General features: G+C 35.7%; 16 protein-coding genes, 26 tRNA genes and 2 rRNA genes. 1 reads left to right on the top strand and 43 read right to left on the bottom strand.

Translation table 11 applies throughout. The features are described from left to right. Positions 1-203: 203 nt before the first annotated feature. The 6 genes from IDG64_RS12315 to IDG64_RS12290 form a co-directional block, all read right to left on the bottom strand. Entirely contained in the window at positions 204-302 is a 99-nt protein-coding gene (locus IDG64_RS12315) for a hypothetical protein (protein ID WP_031864492.1), read from the bottom strand. A gap of 492 nt (positions 303-794) precedes the next feature. Further along, on the bottom strand, positions 795-1,139 hold the full coding sequence (locus IDG64_RS12310; protein ID WP_000290301.1) for a YlbF/YmcA family competence regulator: 345 nt from the start codon (positions 1,137-1,139) through the stop codon (positions 795-797). A gap of 68 nt (positions 1,140-1,207) precedes the next feature. Next, the gene (locus IDG64_RS12305) at positions 1,208-2,332 is read right to left on the bottom strand and encodes a DUF445 domain-containing protein (protein WP_000992524.1); all 1,125 of its coding nucleotides are present in this window, start codon (positions 2,330-2,332) and stop codon (positions 1,208-1,210) included. 178 nt (positions 2,333-2,510) lie between these two features. Next, a complete protein-coding gene (gene xdrA, locus IDG64_RS12300; protein ID WP_000375864.1) occupies positions 2,511-2,975 on the bottom strand; it encodes an XRE family transcriptional regulator XdrA in 465 nt (154 codons plus the stop codon). A 355-nt stretch (positions 2,976-3,330) separates the two neighbouring features. Next, a complete protein-coding gene (locus IDG64_RS12295; protein ID WP_001045133.1) occupies positions 3,331-3,954 on the bottom strand; it encodes a response regulator in 624 nt (207 codons plus the stop codon). Between the two features lie 21 nt (positions 3,955-3,975). Further along, entirely contained in the window at positions 3,976-5,088 is a 1,113-nt protein-coding gene (locus IDG64_RS12290; RefSeq protein WP_000437976.1) for a GAF domain-containing sensor histidine kinase, read from the bottom strand. 162 nt (positions 5,089-5,250) lie between these two features. Between IDG64_RS12290 and IDG64_RS12285 the strand changes: the two genes are divergently transcribed. Beyond that, complete coding sequence (locus tag IDG64_RS12285; protein WP_000669376.1) at positions 5,251-6,072, top strand: RluA family pseudouridine synthase; 822 nt, start codon at positions 5,251-5,253, stop codon at positions 6,070-6,072. 462 nt (positions 6,073-6,534) lie between these two features. Here the strand turns inward: IDG64_RS12285 and fumC are convergent, their stop codons facing one another. The 37 genes from fumC to IDG64_RS12100 form a co-directional block, all read right to left on the bottom strand. Continuing rightward, entirely contained in the window at positions 6,535-7,920 is a 1,386-nt protein-coding gene (gene fumC, locus IDG64_RS12280; RefSeq protein WP_000116231.1) for a class II fumarate hydratase, read from the bottom strand. A 195-nt stretch (positions 7,921-8,115) separates the two neighbouring features. Next, complete coding sequence (locus tag IDG64_RS12275; RefSeq protein WP_000901023.1) at positions 8,116-8,511, bottom strand: hypothetical protein; 396 nt, start codon at positions 8,509-8,511, stop codon at positions 8,116-8,118. A 1,013-nt stretch (positions 8,512-9,524) separates the two neighbouring features. Then, a complete protein-coding gene (locus IDG64_RS12270) occupies positions 9,525-9,677 on the bottom strand; it encodes an SAS053 family DNA gyrase inhibitor (protein WP_000031108.1) in 153 nt (50 codons plus the stop codon). Positions 9,678-9,701: 24 nt separating this feature from the next. After that, positions 9,702-10,301, bottom strand: a complete 600-nt coding sequence (locus IDG64_RS12265) for a 6-phosphogluconolactonase (RefSeq protein WP_001251231.1) — start codon at positions 10,299-10,301, stop codon at positions 9,702-9,704. A 159-nt stretch (positions 10,302-10,460) separates the two neighbouring features. After that, positions 10,461-10,931, bottom strand: coding sequence for a tRNA (uridine(34)/cytosine(34)/5-carboxymethylaminomethyluridine(34)-2'-O)-methyltransferase TrmL (gene trmL, locus IDG64_RS12260; RefSeq protein ID WP_000181394.1), 471 nt, complete (start codon positions 10,929-10,931; stop codon positions 10,461-10,463). A gap of 4 nt (positions 10,932-10,935) precedes the next feature. Next, positions 10,936-12,063, bottom strand: coding sequence for a tRNA epoxyqueuosine(34) reductase QueG (gene queG / locus IDG64_RS12255; protein ID WP_000379986.1), 1,128 nt, complete (start codon positions 12,061-12,063; stop codon positions 10,936-10,938). 150 nt (positions 12,064-12,213) lie between these two features. Further along, the gene (locus IDG64_RS12250; protein ID WP_000590809.1) at positions 12,214-12,936 is read right to left on the bottom strand and encodes an amino acid ABC transporter ATP-binding protein; all 723 of its coding nucleotides are present in this window, start codon (positions 12,934-12,936) and stop codon (positions 12,214-12,216) included. Next, positions 12,929-14,386, bottom strand: coding sequence for an ABC transporter substrate-binding protein/permease (locus IDG64_RS12245; RefSeq protein ID WP_000649907.1), 1,458 nt, complete (start codon positions 14,384-14,386; stop codon positions 12,929-12,931). Before IDG64_RS12245 ends, IDG64_RS12250 begins: the two co-directional genes overlap by 8 nt. Positions 14,387-14,643: 257 nt before the next feature. Beyond that, positions 14,644-15,705, bottom strand: a complete 1,062-nt coding sequence (locus IDG64_RS12240) for a PTS sugar transporter subunit IIC (protein WP_000063582.1) — start codon at positions 15,703-15,705, stop codon at positions 14,644-14,646. 547 nt (positions 15,706-16,252) lie between these two features. After that, positions 16,253-16,336 (bottom strand) — tRNA-Leu (locus IDG64_RS12235). Between the two features lie 38 nt (positions 16,337-16,374). Beyond that, positions 16,375-16,449 (bottom strand) — tRNA-Gly (locus tag IDG64_RS12230). A 103-nt stretch (positions 16,450-16,552) separates the two neighbouring features. Next, positions 16,553-16,627 (bottom strand) — tRNA-Gly (locus tag IDG64_RS12225). A 7-nt stretch (positions 16,628-16,634) separates the two neighbouring features. Continuing rightward, positions 16,635-16,708 (bottom strand) — tRNA-Cys (locus IDG64_RS12220). Between the two features lie 5 nt (positions 16,709-16,713). Beyond that, positions 16,714-16,785: transfer RNA gene (locus IDG64_RS12215), tRNA-Gln, on the bottom strand. An 11-nt stretch (positions 16,786-16,796) separates the two neighbouring features. Further along, a tRNA-His gene (locus tag IDG64_RS12210) sits at positions 16,797-16,869 on the bottom strand. Between the two features lie 2 nt (positions 16,870-16,871). Then, a tRNA-Trp gene (locus tag IDG64_RS12205) sits at positions 16,872-16,945 on the bottom strand. Positions 16,946-16,960: 15 nt separating this feature from the next. Beyond that, positions 16,961-17,041 (bottom strand) — tRNA-Tyr (locus IDG64_RS12200). A gap of 5 nt (positions 17,042-17,046) precedes the next feature. Then, positions 17,047-17,122, bottom strand: a tRNA-Thr gene (locus IDG64_RS12195). 7 nt (positions 17,123-17,129) lie between these two features. Continuing rightward, a tRNA-Phe gene (locus IDG64_RS12190) sits at positions 17,130-17,202 on the bottom strand. A gap of 18 nt (positions 17,203-17,220) precedes the next feature. After that, a tRNA-Asp gene (locus tag IDG64_RS12185) sits at positions 17,221-17,296 on the bottom strand. Positions 17,297-17,305: 9 nt separating this feature from the next. Further along, positions 17,306-17,379 (bottom strand) — tRNA-Met (locus IDG64_RS12180). 14 nt (positions 17,380-17,393) lie between these two features. Next, positions 17,394-17,486: transfer RNA gene (locus IDG64_RS12175), tRNA-Ser, on the bottom strand. Between the two features lie 38 nt (positions 17,487-17,524). Beyond that, a tRNA-Asp gene (locus IDG64_RS12170) sits at positions 17,525-17,600 on the bottom strand. Between the two features lie 10 nt (positions 17,601-17,610). Continuing rightward, positions 17,611-17,700 (bottom strand) — tRNA-Ser (locus IDG64_RS12165). A 9-nt stretch (positions 17,701-17,709) separates the two neighbouring features. Beyond that, a tRNA-Ile gene (locus IDG64_RS12160) sits at positions 17,710-17,783 on the bottom strand. A gap of 28 nt (positions 17,784-17,811) precedes the next feature. Beyond that, positions 17,812-17,885: transfer RNA gene (locus IDG64_RS12155), tRNA-Met, on the bottom strand. A gap of 21 nt (positions 17,886-17,906) precedes the next feature. Then, positions 17,907-17,982: transfer RNA gene (locus IDG64_RS12150), tRNA-Ala, on the bottom strand. A 17-nt stretch (positions 17,983-17,999) separates the two neighbouring features. Then, a tRNA-Pro gene (locus IDG64_RS12145) sits at positions 18,000-18,073 on the bottom strand. Positions 18,074-18,082: 9 nt separating this feature from the next. Further along, positions 18,083-18,156, bottom strand: a tRNA-Arg gene (locus IDG64_RS12140). Between the two features lie 18 nt (positions 18,157-18,174). Further along, positions 18,175-18,263: transfer RNA gene (locus IDG64_RS12135), tRNA-Leu, on the bottom strand. Positions 18,264-18,273: 10 nt separating this feature from the next. Then, a tRNA-Gly gene (locus IDG64_RS12130) sits at positions 18,274-18,348 on the bottom strand. Positions 18,349-18,351: 3 nt separating this feature from the next. Continuing rightward, positions 18,352-18,433: transfer RNA gene (locus IDG64_RS12125), tRNA-Leu, on the bottom strand. Positions 18,434-18,436: 3 nt separating this feature from the next. Then, positions 18,437-18,512, bottom strand: a tRNA-Lys gene (locus IDG64_RS12120). Positions 18,513-18,517: 5 nt separating this feature from the next. Further along, a tRNA-Thr gene (locus tag IDG64_RS12115) sits at positions 18,518-18,593 on the bottom strand. 16 nt (positions 18,594-18,609) lie between these two features. Continuing rightward, positions 18,610-18,685 (bottom strand) — tRNA-Val (locus IDG64_RS12110). Positions 18,686-18,696: 11 nt separating this feature from the next. Then, a 5S ribosomal RNA gene (rrf, locus tag IDG64_RS12105) occupies positions 18,697-18,811 on the bottom strand. 72 nt (positions 18,812-18,883) lie between these two features. After that, positions 18,884-20,573, bottom strand: a 23S ribosomal RNA gene (locus tag IDG64_RS12100); the annotation flags it as partial.

Below are 20,573 nucleotides of genomic sequence, written 5' to 3'. Positions count from 1 at the left end.
ATAGGTGTAGTGATTCATTAGCTGATTTATTAAAACCAGTCGCCATTTTTATTTCGTTAAAAAACTATTATCTACACAATAATAAAGTGCTTTAGTCAAATCGTGATGTTTTATTTATTAACAAGTTTATTATTTCTTCATTTTACCATAATACGCTTCATATCGTCGATGAACATATGAAATTGAGACACATTTATAACAGTTTAAAATTTTATTTGTAGCGTACGTTGATATTTTTCAAAAACTTCAGTCGGAAATGCAATTTCCGTAGTTATTAACACCGCTAGTGAACCAACTGACACATTAAAGATTTACATGATTACTCTACTAGATTTGCTCGGCAGTAATGACCAATTAGAAACTAAATGTCAAAACTATCATTGCACTTAATACGCCAAACATTTTCAGGCCGTTCTTAATGAGTCATTAAAAGTGAAACGCTTTTCCATCAGTCCGATACATGACCGAACTAATAGTATTATGTTGAAAACTTTACACATCAAAATGCAAAAAGGAAGTTAGGACACGTTTACTAGCCTAACTTCCGTTATCAAGCTCATCTGCCCGTTTTGGCATAGAGCTAGCCATGTTTGATTGCCCAGCTTCCGTCGTCCATTCTGAGCTAAAGCTAGGACATGTTTAGTAGCCTAAATTCCGATACTGAACGCATCTGCCCAATTTGACAGAGAGCCTCTAACTTCTGTTATCAAAACTAAAAAAACTACCCACAAAGTCTCGGACTCTGTCGGCAGTCTATTCCTCTATTTAAAGGATTGAAAAATATTATTTTAATATTAGTCAGCGTAAATTTCGTCTAATGGTTTAACGATAATTTGGTTGATTTCTTGGAATACTTGACTCATTTTTTGTTCAGCATTCATTAATGCAGAGATGTTTTCATCTTTTTCAATTGCTTGCGCTTGTTCTTGCGCTTTTTGTAAATCTTCTTCAGCAATTTCTTCACCTTGCATTTGTTTTTGTTGGAAGTTAATTTGAGTTTCACGGAACTCGTCGAATAACTTTTTAGATTCTTCGTTAGCTTTTACATTAGCGAATGCTTCTTTGATTGCTTTGTATTCTTCGCTTTCTCTTAAAGCTTGTTCTAATTGATTTGCATAATCATATAAATTTACTGCCATGGTTATAGCACTCCTTTGTTGTGATGTTTATTAAAACGTTCGATATTACTTTACCACATCTCGCTTTTTTAGACAAAGATTGCAACCAAACCTTGGAAAAATCCAATAATACCACCTAAAATGAAACCTAATGACATAATCAACTTTAGTTCTTTGTTAGCAATTTCTATAATTAATTTTTCAATATAATCTAAGTCAAACGTATTAATTTGTTCTTCAATTAATCCTCGTAAATCCACTTTTTTCATAATTGTAGATAAGTGGATCGATAATTTTTCAATGATTAAATTTGCTAATTTGCTAGAGAGTTGACCTTCTAAATAATCAACGAATTGAGGCATTAACGTAACCACTGGCTTATTCGCTTGTTTGCTTGCATATGTTGTTACATACACTGATAGATTTTCAGCGATTTCATTAAACTGCGATGCATCTAACAGTTCATTCAATGGTTTATCTTTAAAAGTTTGATATTCATTGGTAATTAACGATGTCACAATTGTTCTTGCTTTAGGATGAGATGTTAAACGTATAAGTTCTTGTTGAATGCGATCTGCAATGCTCTCTTTTGTCATAAACATTTGCAACATACCAATTAACTTACCTTTCTCATTGAAAAAAGTATCCAACATATCATTAATATCTTGTGTGCCTTTTGCAGATGATAAATAATTCCTTGCACGATCACATAATAAGTCTGTTGCGTTATCTACATGCTGATCTAAAAATGTTACAAGTTGATTTGGCAATAAAGATGCTATTGTTTGGTTTTGATGCTTTGTATAATAATTATTCAATTGTGATTCAATATATTGATTTCCATTAGTTTGCAATACTTGTTCTAAATCAATATCGATTTGAGAAGTAATTTGTTTTATTGACAATTGATCTTTCGTCAACTTTTGTAACTGCTGTTGAATCATAGATTCTATTGCTTGCTGTGATTGCTCGCTTTTTAATTTTTCATTAATTAAAGTTTCTGTAAGCAAATGCTCTTCAATCACTTGGCCAATTTTAGTTGCAATTTCTTCGCGTCTTTTCGGTATTAAACCTGGTGTAAATGGGACTCTAAATTTAAATATATAGTATGGTTTAAAGGGGTGAAACAGCATTCTAATTGCAATTACATTAGTAATGCCCCCAATTATCGCCCCTACTACAATCATAAATATGATAATAAATAGTGCATTCATAATTTTGACTCCTTTGTGACAACATAGTTATTCATTATACCACTATTTTTATTTTTTAATTCATTAATCATTTCACTTTCTGCTCAATTTATTATTAGTTTACATACAAAAAGCGATGCCTCACCTCTCGAAACAGGTGTGTTACATCGCTTTTATTATTTATTAAAAGTATATAGGCCTAGATATGTACTAATTCTTCTTTAGCATTTCTGTTAAAGTATGTTTCAGCTTCTCTCATTTTAGAAGTACCGAAAATTGGTTGGTTATCTGGATTTAATACACGATAAATATTGCTTACTTTGTTACTTTGTAAAATGTACCCATTACGAGTCTCAATGTTATTCCAATAAATATCACTTGTTGGTGCATGGTTTGGATAAGCACAGTGATTTCTTGAAATTGTTTGAACGATTTCTAATGGATCACAGCCAAATGTACTGTTTAATACTTCAGAGTCTCTGAATAATGCACAAATTGAAATACAAGTTGTCCAGTTTGGTAATACTCTCTCTTTTTCGATTTGTACTAAAGTCTTTTTAGAAAGTCCAATTGTTTGCGCCATAGTATCTTGCGTATAACCAGCCTCTATACGAACCATTTTAAATTTTGTTTGAATTAAATCTGTAAAACTCTGTCTATCCATTCTGTTATCTACCTTTCTGTTTGGGGAATTTTATCCGGACACAAGAAATTGCAATAATACACATTTCTTGAAACACAGATTACATCTTAATATATTTTTAATAAAATGAAAAGAGTCAATTTCACATTTGTATTAAATTTTGATCAAGTCAACAAGAGTTAAGTTTACTTTATAATGAAGCGAAAGTAAATGAAGTGAAATTTTATGCATAATCACTAGATTTGATAAAACTTACACTTTTATAATGATATCAAATTTACAAAGAAAACTGTATAATAAACCCTATCGCTATAAAAAATTCATCAAAATCAGATTAAAAATTGTCTATTTTTCGACAAATATTTAAAAGCTCATTCTAAATCAACTTATTTTCCATTGCATAAATTGCTGCTTGTGTACGATCGCTAACTTGTAATTTACTAAATATATGACTGACATGTGTTTTAATTGTTTTTTCAGATACAAATAAAGTTTCTGCAATCTCTTTATTTGTTTTACCTTTAACCATTTCACGTAACACTTCAATTTCTCTCTTTGACAACTTATTCGTGTAGTGTGGTTTTTGGCTAACTGTTTCGAATACATCTTGTGCCTTAGGATGTATCATTTTTTCACCGTTCATAACTCGTCTAATAGTTTCAATTAATTGCTGAGGCTCAACGTCTTTCATTTCATAACCATCAGCACCTTTATTGATTGCTGAAATTACATGTTCATCATCAACATAACTTGTTAATACCAAAACTTTAATATCCGGATAATGTGCCTTAATATATTCCGTAATTTCAATACCATTCATGCCAGGCATCACTAAATCTAATAGCACAATATCAGGGTGCTCATGCTCTTTTAAATATTCTAAAAATGTTTCTCCATCTGCAAAGTCTTGTAAAACTTCTATGTTTTCAATCGTGGATAATAAAAATCGCAATCCTTGTCGCACAATATAATGGTCATCTACTAATATTACTTTGTTCATGGGTTATCTCCTTAAATCAAGCTATTTTATAGGAATTGTGAATTGTATTTGTGTACCCTTTGTTGGCTGAGAATGAAAGGTCACTTTACCTCTTAATAATTTAACTCTTTGTTTTATGTTATTAATACCGTGTGATGAAGCTATCTGAACATTATCGATCTCAAATCCTTGACCATAATCAATCACGTCAATATATAGTATATCGTTCATTTGTTTTAATGTAAGATCCATTTTATTCGTATCAGCATGTTTCTTAACATTATTAATACACTCTTGTAATGCTCTATATATGTTTTCTTCGATTTCATTAGATAAATCGATTAAACCTTCTACATTTACATTTAATTGTATATGCATTAATTTACTATATGCTGTCAAAGCATGAATTAAACCTTGCTCAAGTCCAACTGGCTTAAGTTGCCAAATCAATGCACGCATTTCATTAACGGCATTTTGACTCGTTTCCTCAATCGTCTTGAATGCTTGTTTAGCGATGGATTCGCTTGACATGCCATACGCAGCATGTGCTGTTAGTTTTACAGAAAATAACATTTGATTTACTGAATCATGTAAATCTCTAGCTAAACGATTACGTTCATTAATTTTTGCTGCTTCTTTTTCACGGTCTGTTAAATAAATACGTTTGATGGCTGACCCTAATTGAAATGCGACAGACTCTAGCAACTCTAAATCTTCATCACTATATATTTCAGTATTTGGGGACGCTACATTTAAAATGCCGAATTGTTCTTGACCCGATTTAAGTGGTACCGTTGCATGATGTGTAATATTGTCATTTTGGCTAGGAAATGCTTTAGAGGCTAAGTTAATACGAGAACAATTGACGATATTCGACGCTTTCATTAGCCTACGTTGATTAAATGCTTTCACACACCAACAAGACCCATCTTTAATATAGTGACAGTGGTCTGCTGTCAAAGATTGTGGTAGAGCCACATGTGATACAAGTTCATGTTCACCTACGCTATTGATGAAAAATATCCAGCCTGTCGTGAAATTACTGCCCTCAATTAAATATTTTAACGCACCTTGGGTCATGCTATACATTTCAGTTTCTTCGTTTAAAAATTCGGCAATCTTTTTTAATAAAGCTAGTCGCGTCCTTTGTTCCATCAAATCGCTCCAATTCATTTTTACGTGTATTAACTATTATACATTGAGTTATTATATTTTTAAATCTTAGACGTGAACATGATAAAATGGCCTTGATTACTCAATAGTTATATTTAGGAGAACTGATTTGTGATATGATATTAAAGACTATAGGAGGATTTTATGAAATTTAAAATACCAGAAAACTTTAATGACTTAAGTTTACGAGATATTTTCCAACAACTTAAGGTACCTAAAAAAGATTTACATCATTTAAATATGTCTAAAGATATTACTATTAATGATAAACCTGCGCGATTAATGGATAAAGTGCATACTGGCGACGATGTATTTGTTCCAACCATCGATGAAAAAAGTAATTATGTTCCAAGTTATCGTTATGCACAAATTAAATACGAAGACGATGATATGGCAATCGTAATGAAACCTAAAGGTGTTAAGACTCACCCTAATGATTTAAAAGAAAGCAATACTTTAATGAATCATGTGATTTACACTATTGATAGTGACTATGTCGAACCAATTCATCGACTGGACCAGGAAACAGTAGGATTATTAATTGTTGCTAAAAATCCTTTAATGAAAAAAATTCTTGATCGCATGTTAGAAGACAATGATATTACGCGGATATACAAAGCAAATGTTAAGGCACTTTTACCTTTAAAACCACAAACGATTGATATGCCAATTGGTAAAGATAAATTCCATTCGAATAAACGACGTGTGTCTCCTACTGGACAGCGTGCAATTACACACATTTTAACTTCAAAAATGATAAAAGAAGCTGTGTGCCAACTTGAAATCAAGTTGGATACTGGACGTACTCATCAAATTCGTGTGCATTTAGCTGAAATTGGTCACCCTGTTATTGGTGATCCTTTATATGGTGATTCAACGTTAAGACAATTAGAACTTGAAAGTTACAAAATAGAGTTTGTGCATCCCTTGACTAAGGAAGTCATTTCCGTTTCTTTGGATGACTAATTTGATTAGTTTTGCATGATATTTAAACATGCAATACCGCATTGTAACTAAATCAAGTATCAACTTAAATCGGATAGATGGAAAATTATTAATTTTTTCAGATGTTCGGTTTTTTTGTTTTTTACGATGCTTAGGATTTTATATTTTGATATTTTAATAATTATTCATTTTATAACATCCTTGGATAATGACTTGTAGTCTTTTTCAACTGCGTTACGTGTATCTATGGACAATACATGACATCATAAGATTTTTATCACAGGTTATTTGGCCAATACATGTACAACAATTCATCATATAAAAAATAGGTTCTATAATAAAACGGACTCCATGAAAAGTTTTTCCTTTTCATGGCTCTATATCAAATCGGACTTATAAGTTCAATTTGACATAGACAAAAAATAAAGCTTGAACACTATATCTACCTGTAATGCCCAAACTTTATTTTATATTAATATTTAATTAATGAGGATCTACCATATCTTCTGGTTTAATCCATGCTTCAAATTGTTCTTCTGTAACATATCCAGTTTGAATTGCAGATTCTTTTAAAGTTAAACCTTCTTTATGGGCTTTCTTAGCAATTTGAGCAGCTTTTTCATAACCAATATGTGGATTTAATGCAGTAACTAACATTAATGATTGATTTAAATAATTATCAATATTCTCTTCGATTGGTTCAATGCCCACTGCACAATTGTTATTAAATGTTTCCATACCGTCAGCTAAAAGGTAAATTGATTGTAGTGTATTATGCATAATAACTGGTTTATAAACATTCAATTCAAAGTTACCTTGTGAACTTGCGAAGCCAACAACTGTATCATTACCCATTACTTGGACTGCAACCATTGTTAACATTTCACATTGTGTAGGATTAACTTTACCAGGCATAATTGATGAACCTGGTTCATTTTCAGGGATAGAAATTTCTGCCAAACCAGCTCGTGGCCCTGAAGCCAACCATCTCACATCATTAGCAATTTTCATTAAGTCTCCTGCTAGCGCCTTCAATGTTCCATGTAGTTGTACTACTTCATCATGTGCTGTTAATGCATGGAATTTATTTTCAGAAGATACAAATGGATAACCCGTATTTTCTGAAATATAATGTGCCACTTTATCACCAAATTCAGGATGCGCATTAATACCAGTACCAACAGCCGTACCACCGATGGCAAGATTTAAAATGTGCTTCTTAGATTCAGATAACATTATTTCGCAACGGTCAAGCATATAACGCCAGCCACTAATCTCTTGTCCTAGTTTGATCGGCGTTGCATCTTGTAAATGTGTACGACCAATTTTAATAATTGAATCAAATTTGTCTTCTTTTTCTTTCAAAGTATTTCTTAAAAGTTTTAATGCAGGTTCTAATTTTGTTTCAACCTCTTGATATAATGCAACGTGCATAGCAGTTGGGAATGTATCATTCGAACTTTGTGATTTATTTACATCATCATTTGGGTGGATACTTTCATCACTTTGATGATCTTTTAAATACATATTAGCAACATAACTTACTACTTCGTTCACATTCATATTACTTTGTGTACCGCTTCCTGTTTGCCATACAACTAGTGGGAAGTGTTCATCTAATTCACCTGATAAAATTTGATCACATGCGTATACAATGGCATCTTTTTTTGCCTCGCTTAATTTTCCTAAATCAAAATTAGCTAATGCTGCTGCACGCTTTAGTTGTGCAAAACCATAAACTACTTCGATTGGCATACGCTCTTTACCAACTGGGAAATTACGTTTACTTCTTTCTGTTTGAGCACCCCAATATTTATCTGCAGGTACTTCTATTTCTCCAAAAGTATCATGTTCAATTCTTACTGACATTCAATTTCTCCCCTTATCACTGTTTATTTAACTGTAGTATATCATTAAATAATTTAATTGAGCAATTTATGATTAAAACGTTTTCATAATTTGAAATAAAAATACACTAATCTCACGTGTTCACCCTTTATTACAGTGATACGGTCATACGATTAGTGTGTTATCTATCATTATTTAGTTATTGTTGAACTAAGTTTAATTACGATACTTTGTTTTAGTAGCTTCAACCGTAGCAATAGCTGTAAGTATATATAATACAGCACTAACAATTGTCGTATATGGATTTAGAGCAACAAGCGTACCTAATACTCCTGTTAAACTCGCATAAAACCCATCAAGTGTATAATACAATATTCCTGTTATTAATAAACAACAAATTACACTTATTACAATACCTGATTGATTACTTTTAATGAATGTTTGCGCATTAACATCATCGATTAATCCTTTTGATAAATTGAGTTGTAATTTTATTACTTTGAAAATAACAGGTAAATATAATGCCCCAATTGCCAATGGAAAAGCTTTAATTGATATTAAACTTATAATAACTGTTGCTATCAATAATTGAATCCAGTATTTTCCTAACATAAATATATAAATCTCCTCTAATTTCATTCTTCAATAGCATATCATAATCTTGGCATATTAAGAAACGCGGTTTAATGATTTCATTAAAAATATTACTGATAGATGACTTCTTTCAATTATGTCTGGAGTAATTAATTATCAATTCCGTTTAAATGGTGTTTTAATATTTAAAATTGAATTTTTGATATATTACTATGTCTGGTACACAAATCAATGTTTTATGCTTTACAAAGTTATATTGGCAGTAGTTGACTGCAGTCCACAAACATAGAAGCTGGTGGAAAGTCAGCTTACAATAACATGCAAGTTGGCGGGGCCACAACATAGAAAAATTGGATCCTCAATTTCTACAGATATTGCAAGTTAGCGAAACGGGCCACAAACTCAGAAACTGGTGGAAAGTCAGCTTAAAATAACATGCAAGTTGGCGAGGCCCCAAAATAGTGAGATCGGATTTCTAATTTCTACAGACATTGCAAATTAGGGAAACGGGCCACAAACTCAGAAGTTGGTGGAAAGTCAGCTTAAAATAACATGCAAGTTGGCGGGGCCACAACATAGAAAAATTGGATCCTCAATTTCTACAAACAATGTAAGTTGGGGAAAAGGGCCACAAACTCAGAAGCTGGCGGAAAGTTAGCTTAAAATAACATGCAAGTTGGCGAGGCCCCAAAATAGTGAGATCGGATTTCTAATTTCTACAGACATTGCAAATTAGGGAAACGGGCCACAAACTCAGAAGTTGGTGGAAAGTCAGCTTACAATAACATGCAAGTTGGCGGGGCCACAACATAGAAAAATTGGATCCTCAATTTCTACAAACAATGTAAGTTGGGGAAACAGCCCCAACACTGAAACTGGCAGAAAGTCAGCTTCTATGAATATAATAAAAAAGCTAGGTAACAAAATGCTACCTAACTTCATATTCAAGATAATCAATCCTATTTGATATATGTTCTATACTATACATTGTTTACATGATAAATAGCTGAATATTACACAATTATAATACTTTACTGACTGTCTTCTTCAGAATTTTTTTCTTGATCATTTTGATCAGAAATTTGTTCCATTTCTTTACCTAATTCTTTTAAATCTTCAAAATCCGTTACCATACTGTTTTCTTCTTCATGATAATTTAATTTTGGATCTTTGTCTTTAGACATAATCAATACCTCACAGATTTTTAATTAAGCAAAGCGTGACGTAAAGTAAGCTTTAACATCTTCAGGTAAACCTGCAGCCGCTTCTTTATCAAGAATAACATTTACCATTCTATGTGCTTTTAAATCGGCTGGTTCGAAGCTTGTTTTACCATTTTCTTGATATAATTTTTCAACTACATCTCGTTTATTAGCACCTGTCACTACTAAGAAAATTTCTCTTGCTTCCATTAGTCCTTGACGAATACTAACATTTAACTTACCTTGCTCATCGATAGAAACAACTTGTAATGTTAATTTCCCTTTATTTTCTTTAGTTTTAATCTTATCAGCGATTAATTCGATTGCATCTTTTTCATAAGCAATTGGATAAACTTGACCTGCTGGTACACCTAACGCTTCGAAATATGATTTTTTATCGTCATAATCTAAAATATTTATTTGGCTAAAATCAACAGCATGTTTTTCAACATTTTTCTTTAATTCATTTAGAACTGGCGCTTGATCTGTATCTAAATGAAAACCTGCAATTGTAGTAGGATTATTGTTAAATTGCTTTCTAATAATATCAGCAGCATATTCTGCTACAAGTTGACTATTGTCAAAGACTTTAAAGTTCATTGCCATGATTTCTACACTCCTCTTAGTTTGCATTTTACATAAAAACGGCGATATTAATAATTATTATACCCTAACTTTGACTATATCAAACCATTTAACTGTAACATGTTCATAGTTTAAATATAGCACTTAACATCTCTTTTTTATAATGAAAATAGACGAATTTTAATTCAATCCTGGAAAATCTTGTTGACGTAACGCTTCATAAATTAACAACGCAGCAGTATTTGATAAATTTAATGAACGAATATGTTCACTCATAGGAATTCTTAACGCTGTGTCTTGATATTTCTCTTTCACCCAGTCTGGTAATCCTGTCGTTTCTTTTCCAAAAATGAAGTAAAAATCTTTGTCATGATTTGAAAAATCAAAATCACTATAAGTCTTTTTACCAAATTTTGTTAATAAGTAATACTCGCCATTTGTGGCTTCAAAAAATGCTTCAATACTATCATGATACGTAATATTCACAAATTCCCAATAATCTAAACCGGCTCTTTTTAACATTTTATCATCAGTTCTAAATCCAAGAGGTTTAATTAAATGTAAATGTGTGTTTGTACCTGCACACGTACGTGCAATGTTACCAGTATTAGCTGGGATTTCTGGTTGATATAAAACGATATGATTTGTCATATTACTATTCTCTCCTTGTGTCTAATCCTTTTATCATTTCATTCTGAACTTCTGCATCCTCTTGATCATAATTAGCATTGATAAAATCTCTTGCTTCTTCCCCAAGAATTTGACCAATGGCCCAATAAGCAGTTGCTCGAATCATCGGTCTTTCATCTGTTGTTGCAACTTTTTTCAATTCTGGAATTGCATCCACTTCATTAAAATGCGCTAATGCTAAAATAGCATTTCGTTGTATCGGCTTTTTACCACGCCAAGCACCTGCAAGGTGACCATATGTTTGTTTGAATTCTTTATTAGACATACGTAGTAAAGGTACTAATCTTGGCTTTAAAATTTCTGGTTCCAAAATAATGTCATCTTGTTCGGTATTAATACCTCTATTTTTCGGACAAACTTGTTGACACGTATCGCAACCATATAATCTATTCCCAATTTTATAACGATATTGGTCAGGCATATAGCCTTTTGTTTGCGTTAAAAAACTAATGCATTTCTGACTATTTAATTGGCCATTTCCAACTAATGCACTTGTTGGACAACGATCAACACAAATTGTACAATCACCACAGCTATCTAATAATGGATCATCAGGTTCAAAAGGTATACTGACTAACATTTCACCGAGGTATGTCCATGTTCCTAGTTTAGGATTGATGACAAAGCCATTACGACCAACAAATCCTAAACCTGCACGTTCTGCTACTGCCCTATCTGATAATACACCCGTATCTACCATAGATTTTATTTCAACATCTGGAACTTTAGATTCAATAAATGAAGCTAACATGTCTAATCGTTTACGCATAATTGTATGATAATCTTGACCCCACGATGCTCTAGCAAATAAGCCTCTGCGATCACCTCTAACACTCTTAGGTGCACCTTTCAGTTTGTTAGGATAACCAACTGCAATTGCTATGATTGACCTTGCTGTTGGTAAGGATAATTTAGGCTCCGTTCGTAAAGCAATATCAGATTCTTCAAATCCTGAGGCATAACCATTTGCATGATATGCTTCTAGCTTTTGCTTCAATTCATCAAAGGGATCGGCAGTAGTAAATCCAATACTGTCGATACCAATTGTATATGCATAGTCAATGATATCTTGCTTTAACTGCTTTGTATCCAATCGTATGCCCCCCATTAAATAATACTATGTTATTTTAACACAACCATTATTCATATTGACGTTTCATTTCACATAATTTTAATAATAAAAAGCTTGAATACATGATATAACTTTGTGGTGCGCATCATATATTCAAGCTTCGTTAGGTTGTTATAATACTCTTGCTAAGAAATTTTGTGTTCTTTCATGTTGCGGTTGTTCAAATATTTCGACTGGTGTGCCTGACTCTACGACAACGCCATCTGCCATAAATATGACTTTGTCACTTACATCTTTGGCAAATCCCATTTCATGTGTCACAACCACCATGGTCATACCTTCTTTGGCTAGGTCTTTCATTACTTTTAATACATCACCAACTACCTCAGGATCTAATGCTGAAGTTGGTTCATCGAATAAAATAACATCTGGATGCATTGCTAAAGCTCTTGCAATTGCTACCCTTTGCTTTTGACCACCTGATAATTGATTCGGATATACATCTGCTTTTTCTTTTAATCCCACTTTATCTAATAACGACAATGCTTCCTTATGTAATTCATCGTTATTATCTTTCTTTAATAATTTAGGAGCTAAAATAATATTATCGACAACTTTTTTATGTGGAAATAGGTTGAAGTTTTGAAATACCATACCCATTTTTTGACGTAGTTTATCTACTTGTGTCCCTTTTTCCGTTAAGTCATTGCCTTCAAAAATCACTTGACCTTTAGTGGGTACTTCTAATAAATTCATACATCTTAACAATGTACTTTTACCACTACCAGATGGACCTATTATTGCTACTACTTCCCCTTGATTGATTTCAAGATTGATATCTTTTAAAACTTCATTATCTCCAAAAACTTTATTAAGATTGTTTATTTTAATCACTGGCATTCAATCTCCCTTCAATCATGTTCATAATGCGTGTAAGTACAAATGTTAAGACAAAGTATAATGCTGCTGCCACTATTAATGGTGTGAATGGGTCAAATGAAATACCTTGAACCACTTGTGCATTAAACATAATTTCGCCAACTCCAATTGTTGACACAATAGATGATTCTTTAATTAAAGTGACAAATTCATTACCTAAAGCTGGTAAAATATTTTTAATTGCTTGTGGCATAATTACACTTTTCATCGTTTGTCTATAATTCAAACCTAGACTACGTGCGGCTTCCATTTGGCCTTTATCAACAGCATTTATACCTGCACGAATAATTTCAGCAATGTAAGCTGAGGAATTAATAACTAATGCAATTGTTCCACAAACAAGAGCTGAAATGTCTAGTCCTAATGCAGCAGTTATACCAAAGAATACGATAAATACTTGAACTAACATTGGTGTTCCTCTTAATATTTCGATATAGATAGAAGCAATCCATGAAATAATTTTTATTTTACTTAATTTCATTAACGCAACGAATGCACCTAAAATAGAACCTAATGCAACACCGATAAGTGAAATTAATATTGTAATCTTAATTCCTTTCAAGAAAAAACTACCATACTTAGAAATAAAACCACTGTCATCATTCATCGCATTTGCAGCATTAGTCATATATTTATCGATTAATCCTTTATCTTTAACCTCTTTAATCGTTTTATTAATTTGTGACAATAATTTTGGTGAATCTTTTGGCACTGCTATCACTGTATCTTTTTCTTCTTCATTAAATTTCACATTGGAAATTCCTAATTTAGGATTTTGTTTTAAATATGCTTCTGCTACAGGTTTTTCAACTACAGCACCTTCAACCTTTCCACTTTTAAGTGCTAATATAACGTCTGGTAAACGGCTTAATGAAGTAATAGATGCATTTTCAATTTCGGTTTGAGCGATTTTTTCTTGTTCAGTTCCCTTTTGTGCCCCTACTTTTTTATTATTAAAGTCTTTGATATCTTTATATTCATTAACTTTATCTTTCTTTACAAGCATGATATTTTTAGTCATCATATATGAATCTGAAAAATCAACTTGCTTCTTACGTTCAGGCGTTGAAGTCATTCCGGAAATAATAATATCAATTTTTCCAGTTTTAAGAGCTCCTAACAAACTATCAAATGACATATTGACGATTTTTAATTTTAAATTATTATCTTTCGCAATTTTTTTAGCTAAATCAATATCTACACCTGCATACTCAGTCTTACCATTAACTGTATGCTCAAATTCCATTGGTGCATAATCTGCAGAAAGACCCACTCTAAGTTCACCGCGTTCTTTAATCTTCTCCCATGTTTGATCTTGTTCAGCATGTGCTGTGGGATTGATATACACCATAGCACTGCTAATTAACAACCCTAATACTAATATAAACCTAATTAAACACTTCATTTATACAGCCCTCCCTAATCAATATTCATAATTATACATATTAATACATTTTGATGCAATAGTGTTTTATAAATGTATTTTTATTAATATAAAGAAAAGCTTCTTTTTAAAAGACTGTACATAAAAAATCCGCTATTATACGTGAACAAATCTCACATTTTAAAATCAATCAAAAAAGCGCTACTATCAATATCTTATTGACAGTAACGCCTATATTTATCATATATTAAAACTTATTCTTGTCATCAAGCTATAAATTATTGTTTTGGAACTTCAAATTTATAAATATCATTAGAATATATAGGAATGAATTTTTTACACAATTCATGAACAATAAATGCCGATACAAATGGTATGACAAAATAACCAAGTGCTAATAAAATAATATTCATTGTTGGATCACCTGACATTCGGTTAAATGCATTTATTGGGCCAACTAATCCTGTATATCCAAATCCAGCAGACAATGGTGTTCCTTTAACCTGAAGAACGTAAGCAATGATTCCAGTAATTATTCCATTTATAGTCAATGGTATCGAAATAATTAAATTTTTCAAGTAAACTGGGATCATCATTTTTGCAGCTCCTATGAGTAAAACTGCATTTACACCAATAGAATTGACACGCAATGAGCCAAATAAGAAAGTAACACAGGCAGCCACTATACCTAGGTTTGCTGCTCCACTTCCTAGTCCGTTTAAACTAATCGCAGTTGCAATCGCTACTAACGATATTGGTGTTACCATTAATAATGAAAATGCCACACTAATAAGTATAGACATTAACAACGGATTTAAGTCTGTAAAAGAATGAATTACATTTCCAATTGCTTGAGTAATTTTTCGAATGTAAGGTAATGTGATTAGACCGATACCCCCACTAACGATAGGTACTAAAACTGGTAATATAATTAATTCAAAAGATCCAAGTTTGTTTTGTAATACCATATATATAAGACATGCAATAATAACAACCAAACTCGTATTTATAATGTCACCTATACCTTTTAACATAAAACTATTATTACTATATACAACAGCACCTGAACCAATCATAGCTGATGTACCTACTATAGCAGCACCTGCGCCATTAAATTTAAATTGATGAGCAGCTAAAACCCCAATAATAAATGCCATAAATGATTGAATTAGTATCACTAACTGATACGTTAATTCTAAAATTTCATTACCACTTTTAAATATTTTTAATACTTCACCTAATAGAGCATTCGGAACAAGTGCAATAACAACACCAGCACCAATAGAATTTAAAATCTTACTGAAAAACTGTTTATTATCAGCATTATTTGCGTTACTCATAAACGACCTCCAATTTGAACATTAAACTCATCATATTATAGAAAATTAACTTTAACAATGATTAGTTGGCTAATTTAATCTAAATATAACAATCCACAAAATGAATAAAGTAAATTTAAACAATCTACTCACTAATCAATGTCATGCTAATCTTAAAATACTACTAATTACATCCTGTGACTAATAATGTAATAAATTGTAAATATTAAAATAGCCATATTACTATTAAGATAGATAAATTGAATCGACTTGGTATAAAGCACAATAAAATAGCACTTTTACAAATATATTATTAGAAAAGTTGAAACAAATATATAACCCCAGATAATATAATCATTATCATTAATGTAATACCAAAAAAAGAAGTTAAACAATGCATAGTTGCTTAACTTCCAATATTGAACTCATCATTACAATTTGACATAGAGTCTATTAAAGCGTGTGCCATTTGAGTCCACTTTTATTTGTATTGTATAGAGAGAAATAAAAAGAAACCTTGTTTTACAAGGTTTCTAATACGTTATGTTATGTAAATAACAGTTAATTATACCGGTGGTCGGGGTCGAACCGACACTCCACAAGTGGAACGGGATTTTGAGTCCCGCGCGTCTGCCAATTCCGCCACACCGGCTTAATGGTAAACAAAAAACTTCCCTTTGGAAGCAATTATGGAGCGGAAGATAGGATTTACACCTATACCTCGTTCCGGGAAGGAACGTGTTCTAAAAGTTGAACTACTCCCGCAAATATTAAATTATGGAGCGGAAGATAGGATTTACACCTATACCTCATTCCAGGAAGGAATGTATTCTAAGAGTTGAAATACTCCCGCATTATTATTAAATTATGGAGCGGAAGATAGGATTTGCACCTATACCTCGTTCCGGGAAGGAACGTGTTCTAAAAGTTGAACTACTCCCGCATAAACCTGGAGGCGGCAACCGGATTTGAACCGGTGATAAAGGTTTTGCAGACCTCTGCCTTACCACTTGGCTATGCCGCCAATAACTGGGCTAGCTGGATTCGAACCAACGAGTGACGGAGTCAAAGTCCGTTGCCTTACCGCTTGGCTATAGCCCATTAATAATAAGGGCGGCTGAAGGGGATCGAACCCTCGAATGTCGGAACCACAATCCGATGTGTTAACCACTTCACCACAGCCGCCATGGCAGGGGCAGTAGGAATCGAACCCACACCAAAGGTTTTGGAGACCTCTATTCTACCGTTGAACTATGCCCCTATTAAAAATAATAAATGGAGGAGGGCAGATTCGAACTGCCGAACCCGAAGGAGCGGATTTACAGTCCGCCGCGTTTAGCCACTTCGCTACCCCTCCATAAATGGTGCCGGCCAGAGGACTTGAACCCCCAACCTACTGATTACAAGTCAGTTGCTCTACCAATTGAGCTAGGCCGGCTAAGAAATGGTTCAGGACAGAGTCGAACTGCCGACACATGGAGCTTCAATCCATTGCTCTACCAACTGAGCTACTGAACCATAATAAAAATGTAATGATGGCGGTCTCGACGGGAATCGAACCCGCGATCTCCTGCGTGACAGGCAGGCGTGTTAACCGCTACACTACGAGACCTATAAAATATTGCGGGAGGCGGATTTGAACCACCGACCTTCGGGTTATGAGCCCGACGAGCTACCGAACTGCTCCATCCCGCGATAATAAAAAATAATGGCGGAGGAAGAGGGATTCGAACCCCCGCGGCCCGTTAAGGCCCTGTCGGTTTTCAAGACCGATCCCTTCAGCCGGACTTGGGTATTCCTCCATTATTATAGGTAAATCGCTATTAATTATAAAATTAAATGGCGGTCTCGACGGGAATCGAACCCGCGATCTCCTGCGTGACAGGCAGGCGTGTTAACCGCTACACTACGAGACCATTAGTAAAACGGAGGAAGAGGGATTCGAACCCCCGCGAGCCGTTAAGCCCCTGTCGGTTTTCAAGACCGATCCCTTCAGCCGGACTTGGGTATTCCTCCAAAATTATATGGACCTTGCAGGACTCGAACCTGCGACCGAACGGTTATGAGCCGTTAGCTCTAACCAACTGAGCTAAAGGTCCTAAATATAATTTTACAACTAATAAATAGTGGCGGTGGAGGGGATCGAACCCCCGACCTCACGGGTATGAACCGTACGCTCTAGCCAGCTGAGCTACACCGCCTTATATAGTTTGTAAATAATATGGTGGAGACTAGCGGGATCGAACCGCTGACCTCCTGCGTGCAAAGCAGGCGCTCTCCCAGCTGAGCTAAGCCCCCATAATAATTACAGTATATCGGGAAGACAGGATTCGAACCTGCGACCCCTTGGTCCCAAACCAAGTGCTCTACCAAGCTGAGCTACTTCCCGTATAATTAACGCGCCCGATAGGAGTCGAACCCATAACCTCTTGATCCGTAGTCAAACGCTCTATCCAATTGAGCTACGGGCGCATATGTTTTTATTGAAAATGGTGCCGAGGACCGGAATCGAACCGGTACGGTGATCACTCACCGCAGGATTTTAAGTCCTGTGCGTCTGCCAGTTCCGCCACCCCGGCACTATAAAAATGGAGCAGAAGACGGGATTCGAACCCGCGACCCCAACCTTGGCAAGGTTGTATTCTACCGCTGAACTACTTCTGCATATGCGGGTGAAGGGAGTCGAACCCCCACGCCGTAAGGCGCTAGATCCTAAGTCTAGTGCGTCTGCCAATTCCGCCACACCCGCAAATGGTGAGCCATAGAGGATTCGAACCTCTGACCCTCTGATTAAAAGTCAGATGCTCTACCAACTGAGCTAATGGCTCTTCCATGGTGCCGGCCAGAGGACTTGAACCCCCAACCTACTGATTACAAGTCAGTTGCTCTACCAATTGAGCTAGGCCGGCAATATGTAAGAATAAATGGTGGAGAATGACGGGTTCGAACCGCCGACCCTCTGCTTGTAAGGCAGATGCTCTCCCAGCTGAGCTAATTCTCCGATTTAAAACTGCCTGGCAACGTTCTACTCTAGCGGAACGTAAGTTCGACTACCATCGACGCTAAGGAGCTTAACTTCTGTGTTCGGCATGGGAACAGGTGTGACCTCCTTGCTATAGTCACCAGACATATGAATGTAATTTATACATTCAAAACTAGATAGTAAGTAAAAGTGATTTTGCTTCGCAAAACATTTATTTTGATTAAGTCTTCGATCGATTAGTATTCGTCAGCTCCACATGTCACCATGCTTCCACCTCGAACCTATTAACCTCATCATCTTTGAGGGATCTTATAACCGAAGTTGGGAAATCTCATCTTGAGGGGGGCTTCATGCTTAGATGCTTTCAGCACTTATCCCGTCCACACATAGCTACCCAGCTATGCCGTTGGCACGACAACTGGTACACCAGAGGTATGTCCATCCCGGTCCTCTCGTACTAAGGACAGCTCCTCTCAAATTTCCTACGCCCACGACGGATAGGGACCGAACTGTCTCACGACGTTCTGAACCCAGCTCGCGTACCGCTTTAATGGGCGAACAGCCCAACCCTTGGGACCGACTACAGCCCCAGGATGCGATGAGCCGACATCGAGGTGCCAAACCTCCCCGTCGATGTGAACTCTTGGGGGAGATAAGCCTGTTATCCCCGGGGTAGCTTTTATCCGTTGAGCGATGGCCCTTCCATGCGGAACCACCGGATCACTAAGTCCGTCTTTCGACCCTGCTCGACTTGTAGGTCTCGCAGTCAAGCTCCCTTATGCCTTTACACTCTATGAATGATTTCCAACCATTCTGAGGGAACCTTTGAGCGCCTCCGTTACCTTTTAGGAGGCGACCGCCCCAGTCAAACTGCCCGCCTGACACTGTCTCCCACCACGATAAGTGGTGCGGGTTAGAAAGCCAACACAGCTAGGGTAGTATCCCACCAGCGCCTCCACGTAAGCTAGCGCTCACGTTTCAAAGGCTCCTACCTATCCTGTACAAGCTGTGCCGAATTTCAATATCAGGCTACAGTAAAGCTCCACGGGGTCTTTCCGTCCTGTCGCGGGTAACCTGCATCTTCACAGGTACTATGATTTCACCGAGTCTCTCGTTGAGACAGTGCCCAAATCGTTACGCCTTTCGTGCGGGTCGGAACTTACCCGACAAGGAATTTCGCTACCTTAGGACCGTTATAGTTACGGCCGCCGTTTACTGGGGCTTCGATTCGTAGCTTCGCAGAAGCTAACCACTCCTCTTAACCTTCCAGCACCGGGCAGGCGTCAGCCCCTATACATCACCTTACGGTTTAGCAGAGACCTGTGTTTTTGATAAACAGTCGCTTGGGCCTATTCACTGCGGCTCTTCTGGGCGTTAACCCTAAAGAGCACCCCTTCTCCCGAAGTTACGGGGTCATTTTGCCGAGTTCCTTAACGAGAGTTCGCTCGCTCACCTTAGAATTCTCATCTTGACTACCTGTGTCGGTTTGCGGTACGGGCACCTATTTTCTATCTAGAGGCTTTTCTCGGCAGTGTGAAATCAACGACTCGAAGACACAATGTCTTCTCCCCATCACAGCTCAGCCTTAACGAGTACCGGATTTGCCTAATACTCAGCCTTACTGCTTAGACGTGCAATCCAATCGCACGCTTCGCCTATCCTACTGCGTCCCCCCATCGATTAAAACGATTATAGGTGGTACAGGAATATCAACCTGTTATCCATCGCCTACGCCTGTCGGCCTCAGCTTAGGACCCGACTAACCCAGAGCGGACGAGCCTTCCTCTGGAAACCTTAGTCAATCGGTGGACGGGATTCTCACCCGTCTTTCGCTACTCACACCGGCATTCTCACTTCTAAGCGCTCCACATGTCCTTACGATCATGCTTCAACGCCCTTAGAACGC

Origin of the sequence: Staphylococcus sp. EG-SA-15, from assembly GCF_017151895.1 — a bacterium.
GTDB classification, from domain to species: Bacteria; Bacillota; Bacilli; order Staphylococcales; family Staphylococcaceae; genus Staphylococcus; species Staphylococcus aureus.
This window is presented reverse-complemented; position numbering and strand designations above follow the sequence as displayed.

Excerpts from the sequence above, each read along its gene's own strand:
- IDG64_RS12270 (WP_000031108.1), bottom strand. The coding sequence starts at position 9,677 with ATGTCTAAAGACAAAGATCCAAAATTAAATTATCATGAAGAAGAAAAC.
- fumC (WP_000116231.1), bottom strand. The coding sequence starts at position 7,920 with ATGTCAGTAAGAATTGAACATGATACTTTTGGAGAAATAGAAGTACCT.
- IDG64_RS12285 (WP_000669376.1), top strand. The coding sequence starts at position 5,251 with ATGAAATTTAAAATACCAGAAAACTTTAATGACTTAAGTTTACGAGAT.
- IDG64_RS12245 (WP_000649907.1), bottom strand. The coding sequence starts at position 14,386 with ATGAAGTGTTTAATTAGGTTTATATTAGTATTAGGGTTGTTAATTAGC.
- IDG64_RS12310 (WP_000290301.1), bottom strand. The coding sequence starts at position 1,139 with ATGGCAGTAAATTTATATGATTATGCAAATCAATTAGAACAAGCTTTA.
- IDG64_RS12305 (WP_000992524.1), bottom strand. The coding sequence starts at position 2,332 with ATGAATGCACTATTTATTATCATATTTATGATTGTAGTAGGGGCGATA.
- IDG64_RS12295 (WP_001045133.1), bottom strand. The coding sequence starts at position 3,954 with ATGAACAAAGTAATATTAGTAGATGACCATTATATTGTGCGACAAGGA.
- IDG64_RS12290 (WP_000437976.1), bottom strand. The coding sequence starts at position 5,088 with ATGGAACAAAGGACGCGACTAGCTTTATTAAAAAAGATTGCCGAATTT.
- IDG64_RS12265 (WP_001251231.1), bottom strand. The coding sequence starts at position 10,301 with ATGGCAATGAACTTTAAAGTCTTTGACAATAGTCAACTTGTAGCAGAA.
- trmL (WP_000181394.1), bottom strand. The coding sequence starts at position 10,931 with ATGACAAATCATATCGTTTTATATCAACCAGAAATCCCAGCTAATACT.
- IDG64_RS12275 (WP_000901023.1), bottom strand. The coding sequence starts at position 8,511 with ATGTTAGGAAAATACTGGATTCAATTATTGATAGCAACAGTTATTATA.
- xdrA (WP_000375864.1), bottom strand. The coding sequence starts at position 2,975 with ATGGATAGACAGAGTTTTACAGATTTAATTCAAACAAAATTTAAAATG.
- IDG64_RS12240 (WP_000063582.1), bottom strand. The coding sequence starts at position 15,705 with ATGAGTAACGCAAATAATGCTGATAATAAACAGTTTTTCAGTAAGATT.